Here is a 14,901-nt window from a genome sequence, read left to right on the forward strand (position 1 = left end):
CGATTTACCGCAAAAAAGCGGATCATTTTCAAAATCAGAAAATGATCCGCTTTCTATTTAATGTTCTCTATGTTTATGTCTCAATGATTGAGAATGATTATAAGAAAATATTCATAATCCAGTAAATCATTGCTGCGACGAATGCTGAAATTGGTAATGTAATTACCCAAGTTACAATCATACGTTGAGCTGTATTCCATTTCACTCCTTTGATGCGGTTAGATGCCCCTACACCAAGGATAGATGAAGATACAACGTGTGTTGTTGATAATGGGAAATGTAATGAAGATGCGACGAAAATTGTTAATGCTGAAGATAAATCTGCAGCAGCCCCGTTAGCTGGGCGAATCTTCATAATGTTACCGCCGACAGTTTTGATGATTTTCCAACCACCTACTGCTGTACCTAGACCCATAGCGGCAGCACAGGCTACTTTAACCCATAATTGCGGTTCAACATTGTTACCATCTTGTAAGTTCGCAACAATTAAAGCTAGTGTAATGATACCCATTGATTTTTGCGCATCGTTTGTACCATGTGAGAATGATTGTAATGATGCTGTGAAAATCTGGAATATTCTAAAGTTGCGGTTAGCTTTTGTTAAATTCGCATTTTTAAATACGACTTTAACAATACTATACATAATGAAACCTACACAAAAGGCAATCAATGGCGATACAATCAACACAATAATAATTTTAGTGAAGCCTTGGAAATGCAACACTGAAAATGAACCTTGAGATGCAACCGCTGCACCTGCAATCGAACCGATTAAGGCATGTGATGAAGAACTTGGAATACCGAAGTACCATGTTAACAAGTTCCAGAATATCGCTGCGAAAATAGCCGCTAATACCACGACTAATCCATTTTGCAATTTAAATGGATCCACAATGTCTTTTGTAATTGTCCCTGCTACACCTGTAAATGTTAATGCACCGATAAAGTTCATAATCGCTGCTAAAAAGATTGCGCGTTTTGGTGTCAGTGCTCTTGTCGACACTGCAGTAGCTACCGCATTCGCTGTATCGTGGAAACCATTAATAAAGTCGAACACCAATGAAAAAATAACGATAGCTACAGTGATAATTATAATATAATCCATTTTATATTACTCCTTAGCTATTTTTCATGATAATTGTTTCGAAATTATTTGCGACTGCTTGGCATTTATCTGCAATGTTTTCTAAGCTTTCATATATGTCTTTAATTTTAATCAATGTGATTGGGTCTGTTTCACTATTGAAGATATGTTTAATTGATTGTCTTAAAATACCGTCACAATTTGTTTCAAACTCTTTAATATTAATTGAATGAATACGCATGTGAGAAAGTTTCTTTTCTACTAATAAGCCGATAGCTAATTTCATTTCAGCTACTGCTTTTTGAATATTATCTACAAATTCAGCCATGTATTCATCTGAATACTCGATTGAATACATTTCGAACATTGCTGATGTTTCTTCCATTGCGTCTAAAACATCATCAATAGCGTTACATAAAGATAAAATATCCTCACGCTCGATTGGGGTAATGAACGTTTGGTTCAAGTCTGAGATTACTTGGTGCATTAATTCGTCACCGTGTGACTCATACGTTTTGATATTATCAGAATAAGCTTTTAAATCTAGGTGTGTGTTAAAGTCCATTTTCCCGAACTCAATTGCTGCGCGATCTAAATTGAATACCATTTCCTCCAATTTAACCATGAACTTATCCTTTTTCTTGTTAAACATTGAAAATCCTCCATTTTCAGCGATTGCTTCCCAATCACATTTCATAAATTTGAACTCAAAAGTATATAATTGTAAAAAGTAATCGTGTGATACTTTTGAAACTAATATGTATACCATCTTCACACTAGCTTCAAATAAATTTTACCTTCCTAAAAAGAAAATAGCACAAAATTTACAACACTACAATTCTATTTACAAAATCTTAACAATTGAACATAATTGTAATGTCCGATTACTTCGCTAAGTTTTCAAAATTTCCACAATCCTAAGCGAAAAGTAAATACTTCCTCTCTAAAAATTTTACCTAACTTCACCATTCTTACACATTCCAATCCAAAAAAATACTCCGAAAACTCATTATTTCAAGTTTTCGAAGTAAGTTTACTATACTATATTGACTGTTTTATAGTACGTTTTGTGTGTATATAAGCAATAATCGCAAATGATGCATAAATCAATGTATAAACTCCCATTACGATAAAGACTGGAGAATGATCATCAGATCCCATCAAATTCAAGAATGCCCATGATGCAAAGTATGCATGTGCCAAACCTACTATCAATGGCAAACCAAAGTTGAACATGATTTTAAGTTTTAAACCGTGACGCATGTCATTTTGTGTATAACCTAGCTTTCTCAATATTTTAAAGTTACCGATTTCATCTGTTGTTTCATCCATTTGTTTAATGTAGATAATACAACCTGCCGCAATTAAGAAAGCAATACCTAAGAATGATGATATGAATAAGAACATACCATTATTTTCTCTATTATCCTTAGCTATTTCTTCTTTTGTCTCATAACCTGGATCAACTTCATCCAATGCTTTCGAAGCTTCTTTCATTTGAGATTTATCTGTAATAGTAAAGCCATATTGCGTAGAAAGGTCATCTTTATCTATTTCCCCTTTCTCTTTCAATAAACGATAGTCTTCATCATTGACGATTACCAACACACCGCCACGTAACGTAAGCAAGCTGAAACGTGTATCAAGTTCAGTGTCTTGTACTTTCACACGGAAGAGTTGTTGTCCTTGTTTATCTTGAAATGCTACATAAGAATCATTAGTAATCGGTTTTAAGAGCATACCTGTTCCAAAAGGGTGCGAAAGTTTTGCGGTATGATCAGAGAGCCCTGCATTGTCGACATATTTTTCACTTGTGACGCGAATACCTATCTCGTAGCCGACATTTTTCTTAAATAAATTATTCTTCTGAGACTGTACCATCAACAACTCTTTATAATTTAAGTCATAATCGATATGATGTTTTTTTAATGCTTTTTCATATAAATCCACATCATGTTTCGATTGTAATGTCACATCATATGGCGAAAACATATTGAGTTGCACTTTTTCCATCTTCATTTGTATGGCACTAAAACAAAGGACAGTTACTGTAATCGCAGAAATGACCGCAATAATAGTTAATGATAAGGCATTCTTTTTCATACGATGCATAATAGATGACGTGAAAATGACATCATTAATTGAAACTTGGCCTTTTTTTCTTTTCTTCAACGTCTTGAATAATAAAGATACCGTACTTCTAAAGAATAAATAAGCACCGACAATTGTCAGGAATAAAATTAAAAACGGAATAGCCATATTCGCTAAAAGCTTTGTATCAACCGCCATAACATATCCTGAAATAATCATCGCAAGCCCTACAATACCACTGATTGCTTCAAGTACTGTAATTTTATTTGATTTCACATCAGCCGTACGACGAGTTTGCATTAATCCTAAAATGGAACGTCGTTTGATAAAGATTGCGTTTTGAACAATAACTAAGATGTACGCAATTACTAACATCAATGCCGTTGCGCCTACTGCTTTTAAGCTGAAATGCAGATGTACCGTTTCATTCATTTGCATTAATTTCGTCACAATCAATAATAAAATTCTAGACCCTACTAAGCCGACAACTATGCCGACAAGACCTGTGACAACAAATATCGCAAATTGCTCTAACATCGACATACGAACTACATTTACTTTCGTTAATCCGATTAATTGATAGAGTCCAAGTTCTTTATCTCTTTGTTTAATGAAGAGCTGATTCACATACATTAAAAAGATTATAATGATAATGAACAGTACAACACTACCTAAACTCGCGCCTTTTTGAATTAATTTCGAAGATTCACTATTATTGATTGTTTCTGTATATTTTAATGTCACAAAGCTAAAGTACAAGGAAATACTCATTATGAGAGAAAAAAGATATAAACCATAATGTCTGATGTTTTGTCTTAAGTTCTTTAATACAATATGTCTAAACGTCATAAGACACACCGCCCAAGACGCTTTGTGCTTGAATGATTTCCTTATAGAACGCTTGTTTAGAACGTTCACCTTGGTATAGCTCAGAATGTATTTGACCATCTTTCAACATGATGACACGGTTTGAATAACTGGCTGCTGCCGGATCATGTGTCACCATTAAAATAGTCGTATCAAAGCGTTCATTCATATTTTTCAAACGTCTTAATAAATCTTGTGCACTTTTAGAATCTAACGCCCCTGTTGGTTCATCTGCGAAGATAATTGCTGGACGTGTGATAAATGCACGGGCTGCAGAAACTCTTTGTTTCTGACCACCTGAAACTTCAGATGGATATTTATTTGCTAAATCTCTGATACCTAATGTTTCTGTCACTTCATCAAATCGTGCATCCACTTCTTTTTTGGATAACTTTTGAATAGATAACGGCAACATAATATTTTCCTTAACTGTCAACGTGTCTAATAAATTATAATCTTGGAAAATAAAGCCGATTTCTTTTTTACGCACTTCTGACAGTGCTTTGTTACTTAATTTCTGCAATTGATGTCCGTTAAGTTCCACTGAACCTTGTGTTATATAATCAATGGAGCTTAACATATTCAATAATGTCGTTTTACCAGAACCAGACGGTCCCATAATTGAAATGAATTCACCTTTTTCAACTTTAAACGAGATGCCTTTCAGCACTTCATGCGCCACATGCTTATTTCCAAATACTTTTGTTAAATTGGATACTGTTAGAATTTCCATTTTTTGCGCTCCTTTTTTCTTAACTCTTGTATTTATAGTGTACGCATAAGTGATTTTATGGTCGTTGATTTGATATTACAAAACGCATGTTTAAAGTGACGATTTTGTCACTTCAGACATACGTTCTAACATTTCGTTCTGTTTAGGGAAGATAAAAGAGACTGTTGTCCCTTCTTCTGCAATAGAATCAACCGATACTTGTATATGTAATGGCTGTTTGATTTGATCCACTAAATATAAACCTAAACCTGAAGAAGTTGTCTCGTGGCGGTATTGTGTTGACGTAAAACCACGTTCAAATATACGCGGCATATCTTGAGAAGCAATTCCGCGTCCTGTATCTTTGATTTCAAGCACAATATGTCCTTCGACTTCTTTAGTGATGATTTGTATCTCTGTACCCGCTTGACTGTATTTCACCGCATTTGAAAGGACTTGGCGAATCATCATCTTGCACCATTTCATATCTGTAAAGACATTATCTTCTTCATTAAAATCTATATCGAACCCAATACCGCGCTGTCTACAAATATTACGTGTTAACTGAATTTCTTCAATCACCATACGTTTTAATGAAACGCCTTCAAAATATAAATCTTGGTGCTTTTGGCTTAATCGTGATAAATACAATTGTTGGTCTAACATTTCATTCATGCGTGACCATTCAAACAATAAAGCTTGTCGACGAGTCATATCTTCTTCTTGATCAATGATTAATTTCAATGCGGTTAAAGGTGTTTTAATTTCATGCACAAATTCCGTAAGGCTTTGTTCATTTTCTTTTAATTGCACAGATTGCCTAGATACAATTTGTTTTTGTCTTTGAATCATCAGATATAAATATTGTAAGACTTCTTCTTCCATCGGAGTATTGGCCGCTTCTTTATGCTTCAACTCCTCAACCTCTTTCATTTCAGACAATTTTTTGTTGAACGAAGTTTCATAGTTGTAAGAAAAAATGAGGAACACCAATGTGAAGATAACATTACATAAAATGACATAAAGCATAGATTCAACAGATAAATTTTGATCTAGTACAGCTAAAATCACTAAAAATATTTGAAAGCCAACAATCAACGCCAACCAATTCAAACGAGAGACTAAGTAATTTGAGATACGTTTAAATATTGTCATGTGCTAAATATCCTTTGCCGACCCGTGTTTCAATCGCATTAGTTAATCCAAAGTCTGCTAACTTTTTACGTAGTCGATTGATATTAACCGTCAACGTATTATCACTCACAAACGCTTCATCATCCCATAACGCCGTAATGATCTCATCACGACTGACAATTTGATTACGATGTTTTAATAAAATCTCTAGAATAAGCATTTCAGTTTTAGAAAGATGTGCGGTTTCATTTCCTCTCTCTAATACGCCTTTACCAAGGTCCACTTGGACATCGCCCCATGACAACATACGTTGCTCCTCTAGATTGAATTGATATACACGGCGATATATGGCTTTAAGCTTCGCGATTAAGACATTAGTATAGAAAGGCTTCTGCATAAAATCATCTGCCCCTAGTTCCATACTCATAACTTGATCCATTGGATTATCTCTCGCTGATAAAAATAAGATAGGTACATTCGATTGATTACGTATTTCACGACACCAATAAAACCCGTCATATTTCGGCAACTCTACATCCATGATAATAATTTCTGGTTGTTCCTGTTCAAATGCTTCCATAACTTGATTAAAATCATCAATACCAGACACTTGCAAATCCCAATGTTCTAGTTCTTTTTTTAATTGTTCAAATAAGGACTTGTCATCTTCTACCAATAAAATTTTCATGTTATCACCTATTGTTTTTATTTCGAAATTATTTCAAAACTGTTTCATTTACATTTCACAACTTTTATTTTACACTTATCTTTGTGCGATTCTCTAACAATCATTGCGTTCTATCATTTTAAAGTAAAATGAAACTAAAAACGATGCAGACAATCGTCATTTACGCTATACTCAGTGTAATACTACCTTATATTATGGAGGGTGTCTATGGAACATACGATTAGAGAAATAAGTATCAATGATGCAGATGCATATATTGCTTTATTAAAAGATATCTATGATGAATCTAGCTATATGCTGTATAGCCCTGGCGAATATGTGCCATCTCTTTCAAGCGCATTACAACAGCTTGAACATTTTATCACTTCTCCATCGAATACTATTTATCTTGCAGAAATCGACGGTAAGTTGATTGGTTTTGCGATTGTCACATCTCGCGAATATGAACGTACACGCCACGAAACACGCGTGCGTCTTGGCATTCGCGCACAATACCGCAGCAAAGGTGTTGGGCAATCATTATTAAATGCAGTGGATGCATGGGCATACAATCACGATATTCGTCGTTTAGAAGCATTAGTTGTCCCTCAAAATGAGCATGCTGTAGATTTATTCAAATCAGCAGGCTATCAAATTGAAGGCGAAATGCGCGATAAACTCAAAATAGATAATAAATACTATAGTGAATACGTTATGGCTAAACTATTGCACTAATATTTCTCCTGATATGTCACAAACATATCAGGTTTTTTATTACTTTCATTTTCTATTTTACATATAACCCACTTATTATCTTATAACAAAAAGAAGTATCTACAAAGCCGATTACTTTGTGATACTTCTTTTAAAACATGATCTGTTATTAACATACTAATCCTTATAAGGATTTAATTGAATCGGTTCAAATTGCTCATCTGGATTTTTAATCGTTGTTGAGCTTGTATTTCTACTTAAGAAACGTTGTACAGAGACTAGATTTTCTTTTGATTCTGGTAAGTTTAAATGGAATTGATACTGATGTCTTAAATGGTGTGACCCATCAAAAAAGAATGTATCGACTGATGTACCGTCTTCTTCTAAGACCCGTGCAAATTCTTGATTTTGACTGAAGAATGGATCTGCATCCCCAACAGATAAGAAAGTCGGTGGATAATCTTTTGTGACATGTTCCACTGTCGACATTTCAGATAAATCTCTGAATTCACTTTCCCACTCTTCTGTACCAGTATAACTTCTCATAAAGAGTTGAATACGTGGGAACTCTGTTTCTCTGACTGTATTCATGTTATAGAAACCACCGAAAAAGATAGCTGCACGAATATTTTTCGGTTTGAAACGTTGTTTAAAGTGCATATCTTTTCTTAACTGTTCATCTGTTTGAATCGCAGTAAATTGACTGGATAACTGTGCACCTGCTGAGTCGCCGCCGAACACCACTTGCGTAAAATCAATCGGCAATTCATGCGGATTCTTTTTAATGAATTTTACAGCTTGATCCATTTGAATTAAAGGGGTCGGATATTTGTACTGTGGTGCTAAAGCATAGTTAATATTCACTACAATATAGCCTTGTTCTGCAATTTTTGCCAACAATGGATTTTTATATTGTTTATCACCCGCAATAAAGCCGCCGCCATGCATCCAAAAAATCACTGGTAATTTCACATCTTTATCTAATTCTGCTGGTGTGATGATATCAAGCTGACTCTTCGGGAATGCTTTACTATATGTAATATTATTAAAGACCTTTACATTATTATTGTTAATCGCGACTTTAGGTTTCATATTTTGTTTATGTTGATAGTCCATATAAAGTTTTATACCAACACCGACAGCGATGCCTAATAACACGAAGATAATCGCACCGATTGCCAGCCATTTTTTTCTTCGACTGTTCATTTGATTACCAAGTCCTCTCTTTATTCTATCGGCAAGATAATTTTCAGTTTGTATTTATTGTACTTTATATTTAAAGTCATCTCAAAGGGTGAAATCAAGAAAAATAGCGCAGCAAAATCAGCTGCGCTATACCTATTGTTTTCATCATTACTGCTTACAAGCAGTAAGTTGACCTTCATTATTCATAAGTTTTCTGCTATATCTAGTAAATGTCACACATTGGGCAATTTATGCGATATGTTGTTCATTCTCTTTTTTACGTTTGAAATATTTCACTAACACGCCAATAACAATAGCAAGTCCGATAACACCCATTGTTGGGTATAAGAAGTTGATCAGACTTGAGAAACCTACGAAACTTAATCCGTAAGCGACAAGCATCATAATCACGATTAAAATGTGATATTTTTTGCTATAAGGTGTTGTGAATCTTGCTGCGAATGAATAAAGCAGACCCAAAATTGTGTTGTACATTACGGCTAACATCACAATTGACAATACAATTGTTACGATTGGGTGAATACCATTCGCTAATGTCAATGTTGGAATAGCCGCTTCTTTGATTGCTGGGAATTCAGTTTGCAATGCAAATGTAATCAATGCTAACAGAATCGTATAAATGATACCGCCGAACATTGCACCGGCACCTGATACTCTTCTACGACTTGCGTCACCGCCGATAGCGACGATTGTACTAAATCCTACCGCAAACGCTAAACCGCCGTAAACTGTTCCCATGATAATGCCCCAAAGCGGACTTGTCTTAGGCATTTCTGCGTTAATTTGATTAAATGGCACTTGACCTTTAAATAGGTAAACACCTGCAATCACAATCACTAAGATGATTAAGAAAGGTGTTACCACACCAAGTGCGCGGACAATCTTATTGAAGTCCATAAGTAATGTAATATAAATAGCAATTACCATAATCAGTGAACCTAACCATGTAGGGATGCCATAACTTTCATGGAATGCAGAACCTGCCCCTGCAATCATTGTGACAGAAATTCCGAATAAGAAGAAGACCAGTATATAGTCGACGATCCGTCCAACGTATTTTCCAAATAAATATGCCAAAGTTGATTCGTGGTTTTCAGCATCGAAAGCTGTCCCTATCTTTGCGACCTGTCTTCCGATGAATCCTAAGATAACACCTGAAATTAAAACACCGATATAAGCCCATAGACCATATTCAGTGAAGAATTGCATAACTTCTTGGCCTGTTGAAAAACCTGCGCCGACGACTACACCGACATAGGCAAAGCCAATTTTTACTGTTTCTTTATTAAACGTCATAATAACGTTGAATACCTCCTCGTGTAATTAAAAACAATGCTTGCCAACGTTAATACTTACTATCCATAGCTTATGTTTCTGTCTTTTTCTGAAAAAGGCCATTACTTATTCCATGAAAAGTATATAGTAACAATAAAACACTCAATTGCGCAATAGCCGTTAAGTGTAATTACCCAAACACAACAATAAATTACCCTCAATTTGATAGAATTACTCATTAAACTTTGTAAACATACCCATTAGTAAAACTTATGGATAAATATTTTTTTGTGCAAAACAAAAAGGATACCTCATGTGAGATACCCTTTAATTCATTTTAAATTCATTATTTTGCATCACGATTTTGGTTCAGTTCATCAATGCTGACCACCACGTTATCCATTCGTTTCGCTGTCTGTTTAAGGATATTACGGGCTACGTTATTATTAGGATCTAATTTCAAGATCTGTTTAGAAATATCGAAAGCTTTTTTATCAGAAATAACAGGTTCAGGAATTGCATGGAGCAACAACATTTGTAGTAAACTCTTCACTTCTTTGCCCTCAGTGAGTTTTATGGAAGCTTCTGCATGATAGTAAGCAGAATCCAATGCACCTTCTAAGTCACTTAATGGATAAACAAGGAGTAAGAATGCTAAATCATGCATTTCAGCTGTTTCTCCATCTTTGATCATATCTAAGATACACGTATAAAACATAACACTTTCTGCTTCATGCGCACTTGAAATGTAATGTTCTTCAAATTCCATAAAATCTGATTCGGACATTAATCGTTTCACAGATTCAAATTCGCCGTTTAAGACATGTCGCTTGATTAAATCTTTCATGCCAATGTCCTCCTATTGTTGAACAGATTTTATCTACAATTAGTATTAGTTTACCATATTTTTTTGGATTTCACATCAATTACTATAACGTATAACAATATTTCATTACGTTAAATTACAATGAACGTGTACGATACATTAAATACAAGAAATAAGGTGCACCGATTAACGCAACGACAATACCAGCTGGAATACCTGATGGTTGTAAAATCACTTGACCAACTGTATCCGAGAATACTAGTAAGAACGAGCCAATAACTATTGCTAAAGGCATAAAGAGTTGATGTCTTGGTCCCACAATCGTTTTCGCAATATGCGGTCCCATTAAACCAATAAAGCTGATAGCACCGCTTACCGCTACAGCTGCTGATGATAAAGCAACAGCAGCCAGTAAAATAATCATACGATCTCGTCTGACATTTACACCTAAGCCTTGTGCTAATAAGTCATTGGTATTCAAGATATTTAATGTATTTGCTTTCATAAACAGGAACGGTATGATGACAATCAACCATGGTAATAATGCGATGACAAACGGCCATTCATCACCCCATATATTACCCGCAAGCCATGTTGCCATAAACTCTGCTTGGTCTTTATCAAATTTAGACATCAATGTCAGCGAACCGCCAGAGAGTGCGGCAGATAACCCGACACCGACTAAGACCATACTAGCTGGAGTCATACCGCGTTCTTTAGAATAACTGAAATAGAAAATAATTAATGCAGTTAAAATACCGCCAGTCATACTCAGTATTGGTAAAACATAGATAAAGCTATCTGCACTCACTTGTCCGATGACAATAAAGAGTGCGATAAAGAAGCCGCTTCCTGCATTAATACCTAAAATACCAGGTTCAGCTAGTGGATTATTGGTTACACTCTGCATCATCGCACCGCTTAAACTTAATGCAGCACCTGCCAGAATCGTTACTAACATTCTCGGCAGTCTAAAATCTAGTAGAATCAAACTGTCCGTATAGTCACCTAAACCAAATAAAGTTTTAAAGAACGTGCCGACTGACATTTGATATTCACCTGACGTGATACTCCAAACACAGGCCGCAAACAAAAGGACACTAGTTATTAATAAAGCCAGCCACTGACGTCTTCGTAATTTATCTTCTATCATATTGAGCGACCTCCTTTTCTAATTAAATAGATAAAGTAAGGCACGCCAATAAAGGAAACAATCGCACCGACTGGCGCATCTCCTAACATACGTGCGACGGTATCTGCTAAAAGAACTAAAAATGCGCCTAAAACAGCAGTTAACGGAATCACTTTCGCATAATCCGTACCAATTAAAAAGCGTACAATATGTGGCACGATTAAACCGACAAAGGCAATTTGTCCGACCATTGCTACAGCAACACCTGCTAACAGCATCGTTAGTATTAAGCTGATTGTACGAATGACGCGCACATTTTGGCCTAAGCCTTTAGCTAAGCTTTCTCCTAAGTTTAAAATTGTTAATTGTCGACTTAGTAAGATTAACAAAACGATCGTCACTAAAATAACAGGGGTACTCCATTTCAATTGAACCCAAGTTGTGCCAGAAACACCGCCCATGCTCCAAAAATTGATGTCTTGATTCAATTTAAAAGTTAATGCAATGCCTTGGCTTAAAGCCGTCAAGAATGCACTGACAGCAGCACCTGCTAAAATAATACGGATAGGATTGAACCCATCAGTTCTAGAACGGCCCATCATCAATACGATTGTACCGCCTAATATTGAACCGATAAATCCTGCAAGCATCAATAAACTAAAAGAAGCTTGCGGTACAAAGGCATATGTTAAAGCGAGCATAAAACTGGCACCAGCATTCAAGCCGATTAAGCTTGGGTCTGCCAAACCATTTTTAGTCACACCTTGAACAACTGCCCCAGCCACCGCAAGCGCCATACCTACAAGTATTGCACCTAAGTCTCTAGGTATTCTAATTTCACTGATAATGTTGTGCTGTTCATTCATAGGGTTATAATGGAAAACCGCTTCATAAATCGTCCCAAGACGAATGGGCGCATCTCCATATAAAATGGAGAGCACCAACATTGTCCCTAACATCACACATGATAAAAGTAATAACAATATAAATCTGGGATACTTCTCTTTTCTCTCTTTATCACTCATTTACCGTGCCTCATACTTTCGAATAATGTTTACACAATAAATCATATGTGACTAACATCGGTTTACCTGTACGTGGATCTGTACTTAATTCTGCATCTATATTGAAGCATCTTTCTAAAATATCTTTCGTTAAGACTTCTTGTGTTTCACCGCTTGAAACAATTTCGCCTGCTTTCATCGCAATCAGATGATCTGAGAAACGAATCGCTTGGTTGATATCATGTAACACCATTACAATGGTACAACCTTGTTCACGGTTCAATTCTTGAACTAATTCAAGAATTTCTAATTGGTGACTGATATCTAAATACGTTGTTGGCTCGTCTAAGAAAATAATATCTGTTTTTTGTGCTAAAGCCATCGCAATCCATACACGTTGTCTTTGACCGCCACTTAAATCATTAATAGCTCTGTGTTTAAAATCATACGTACCTGTTACTTTAAGCGCCCAATCGATTTCAGCTTTATCTTCAGCGCTTAAGCGGCCAAAACCTTTTTGGTGTGGAAATCTGCCGTATGAAACCAATTCGCCTGCTGTTAAACCATTTGCTACATCTGGTGATTGTGGTAAAATGGCGATTTTCTTCGCAATTTCTTTCGTAGATTGTGTATGAATATTTTTACCATCTAATGTGATTTCTCCGCCTTTAACGGATAAAAGACGAGATAATGCTTTTAGTAATGTTGATTTACCGCAACCGTTAGGTCCGATAATAGACGTAACTTTGCCGTCAGGGATTTCTACATCTAGGTTATCAACAATCACATGATCCCCATATCCGATTGTTACGTGCTGACCATTTAAACGATTTGCCAATATACTTCATCCTCCATTGGATACGACATGAACCTTAAATACAGTTGCCGAAACACCTGTCTCTTTTCAAGGTCTGCCGCAGAATTTATTTCTATTTCTTATCTCATTGCATTTATTTATAATTATGACCTGTAAAGATTATCGTGAAAGCTTTCATACTTTTATCAACTACAGTCTTGTAATTGATAATCATTATCATAGGCTATATTATAACATTTTTTGGAGCGATTTCCTAACAATTCTTATGTACTAAAACGCAAGAAATCGAGACTATCGCCTCGATTTCTCATCCTTTATTCATCTACTAAGAAGCCATTACCATACACATCACGCACATCGTGGATGACTAAAAAGGCATTCTCATCAATTTTTCGAATTAAGCGTTTCGCTTTTGAAACTTGTGTTTTACTGATAACCACATATAAAATTTCTTTGTCTTCTTTTGAGTAATAACCGCGACCATCTATAATCGTAACCCCTCGTCCGATTTTTTGGTCAATAACTTTCGCCACTTCATCAGGTCGGCTTGAAATTACAGTCATCGCCTTCTTCGTATTTAAACCTTCAATAACGAATTCCATAACTTTCGTACCAATATAAAGTGAAATAATCGTTACCAATAACTTATTGACTGGAATCACAGTAAATGAAATCGCCACAACGATTAAGTCGAAAAATAGCAACGCGTAAGATGTGCTGACGTCTAAGTATTTATGTGCTAAACGCGCTAAAATCGTTGTACCTGCTGTCGTTCCCCCAGCAAGTACAATAACGCCAATACCTAATCCGACTGAAGCACCCCCGAAAATGGCATTCACAATAATGTTGCCAGTTTCAACATGCCAAGATTCAGTCAGTCCTAAAAAGACTGAAATTAACACTGTTGCAAGAATGGTTAAATACGTACTTCGCTTACTTAAGAACTTATAACCAATCGCAATTAAAATCGCATTCATCACAAAGTTGGTGATAGCTGGCGAAATGTGAAAAGCATAATAAAATACAATGGATAGTCCCGTTACGCCGCCTTCCCCTAATTGTGCGGAAATAATGAATGTATTGACCCCTGCAGAGAACATAAATGAACCAAATACTACGAGTGCGAGGTCACGCCACGTTCTTCGTTTCAAATCCAATCGCCCCCTTATTAAATTGTGTAGATAAGATAAATACTAGCACAGGCGCTCTTAACCAACAATGTGAAACCCCTGAATCACAGTGTTTATTAATATTAAATTAATTATTCTGAAAATTTTGTTTACTTTGTGTTGAAGCTTTGCTATAATAAATTTCAACTTCCTTAATCAAGAGATTAAGGAAGTTATCTCCTTTGTGTTGTTTACAATAAACA

14 protein-coding genes are annotated in these 14,901 nt (G+C 35.7%); 1 reads left to right on the top strand and 13 read right to left on the bottom strand.

The features are described from left to right. Positions 1-97: 97 nt before the first annotated feature. The 6 genes from HMPREF3031_RS01345 to HMPREF3031_RS01370 form a co-directional block, all read right to left on the bottom strand. Positions 98-1,105, bottom strand: coding sequence for an inorganic phosphate transporter (locus HMPREF3031_RS01345; RefSeq protein WP_002481442.1), 1,008 nt, complete (start codon positions 1,103-1,105; stop codon positions 98-100). Positions 1,106-1,118: 13 nt separating this feature from the next. Then, complete coding sequence (locus tag HMPREF3031_RS01350; RefSeq protein WP_002481441.1) at positions 1,119-1,736, bottom strand: DUF47 domain-containing protein; 618 nt, start codon at positions 1,734-1,736, stop codon at positions 1,119-1,121. A gap of 389 nt (positions 1,737-2,125) precedes the next feature. Beyond that, a complete protein-coding gene (locus tag HMPREF3031_RS01355; RefSeq protein WP_002481440.1) occupies positions 2,126-4,024 on the bottom strand; it encodes an FtsX-like permease family protein in 1,899 nt (632 codons plus the stop codon). Further along, positions 4,014-4,775 carry an ABC transporter ATP-binding protein gene (locus tag HMPREF3031_RS01360; RefSeq protein WP_002481439.1) on the bottom strand — a complete coding sequence of 254 codons (762 nt, stop codon included), beginning with the start codon at positions 4,773-4,775 and terminating at the stop codon, positions 4,014-4,016. The genes HMPREF3031_RS01355 and HMPREF3031_RS01360 overlap by 11 nt, the downstream gene beginning before the upstream one ends. Before the next feature lie 90 nt (positions 4,776-4,865). Continuing rightward, entirely contained in the window at positions 4,866-5,909 is a 1,044-nt protein-coding gene (locus HMPREF3031_RS01365; RefSeq protein WP_002481438.1) for a sensor histidine kinase, read from the bottom strand. Further along, positions 5,896-6,576, bottom strand: a complete 681-nt coding sequence (locus HMPREF3031_RS01370) for a response regulator transcription factor (protein ID WP_002481437.1) — start codon at positions 6,574-6,576, stop codon at positions 5,896-5,898. Before HMPREF3031_RS01370 ends, HMPREF3031_RS01365 begins: the two co-directional genes overlap by 14 nt. A gap of 207 nt (positions 6,577-6,783) precedes the next feature. Between HMPREF3031_RS01370 and HMPREF3031_RS01375 the strand changes: the two genes are divergently transcribed. Further along, complete coding sequence (locus HMPREF3031_RS01375; RefSeq protein ID WP_002481436.1) at positions 6,784-7,290, top strand: GNAT family N-acetyltransferase; 507 nt, start codon at positions 6,784-6,786, stop codon at positions 7,288-7,290. 156 nt (positions 7,291-7,446) lie between these two features. Here the strand turns inward: HMPREF3031_RS01375 and HMPREF3031_RS01380 are convergent, their stop codons facing one another. From HMPREF3031_RS01380 to HMPREF3031_RS01410, 7 genes are all read right to left on the bottom strand, one after another. Then, positions 7,447-8,475 (bottom strand): alpha/beta hydrolase, encoded by a 1,029-nt coding sequence (locus tag HMPREF3031_RS01380; protein ID WP_002481435.1) that lies wholly within the window; start codon positions 8,473-8,475, stop codon positions 7,447-7,449. Positions 8,476-8,703: 228 nt separating this feature from the next. Beyond that, positions 8,704-9,771, bottom strand: coding sequence for a YkvI family membrane protein (locus tag HMPREF3031_RS01385; protein ID WP_002481434.1), 1,068 nt, complete (start codon positions 9,769-9,771; stop codon positions 8,704-8,706). Between the two features lie 325 nt (positions 9,772-10,096). Then, a complete protein-coding gene (locus HMPREF3031_RS01390; RefSeq protein WP_002481433.1) occupies positions 10,097-10,597 on the bottom strand; it encodes a hypothetical protein in 501 nt (166 codons plus the stop codon). Positions 10,598-10,712: 115 nt separating this feature from the next. Next, a complete protein-coding gene (locus tag HMPREF3031_RS01395; RefSeq protein ID WP_002481432.1) occupies positions 10,713-11,729 on the bottom strand; it encodes a FecCD family ABC transporter permease in 1,017 nt (338 codons plus the stop codon). Continuing rightward, complete coding sequence (locus HMPREF3031_RS01400; protein ID WP_002481431.1) at positions 11,726-12,733, bottom strand: FecCD family ABC transporter permease; 1,008 nt, start codon at positions 12,731-12,733, stop codon at positions 11,726-11,728. The genes HMPREF3031_RS01395 and HMPREF3031_RS01400 overlap by 4 nt, the downstream gene beginning before the upstream one ends. Before the next feature lie 10 nt (positions 12,734-12,743). Continuing rightward, positions 12,744-13,550, bottom strand: coding sequence for an ABC transporter ATP-binding protein (locus HMPREF3031_RS01405; RefSeq protein WP_002481430.1), 807 nt, complete (start codon positions 13,548-13,550; stop codon positions 12,744-12,746). Positions 13,551-13,843: 293 nt separating this feature from the next. Further along, positions 13,844-14,680 carry a YitT family protein gene (locus HMPREF3031_RS01410; RefSeq protein ID WP_002481429.1) on the bottom strand — a complete coding sequence of 279 codons (837 nt, stop codon included), beginning with the start codon at positions 14,678-14,680 and terminating at the stop codon, positions 13,844-13,846. Between the last annotated feature and the right edge of the window lie 221 nt (positions 14,681-14,901).

Source organism: Staphylococcus sp. HMSC072B07 (assembly GCF_001815505.1).
GTDB classification, from domain to species: domain Bacteria; phylum Bacillota; class Bacilli; order Staphylococcales; family Staphylococcaceae; genus Staphylococcus; species Staphylococcus simulans.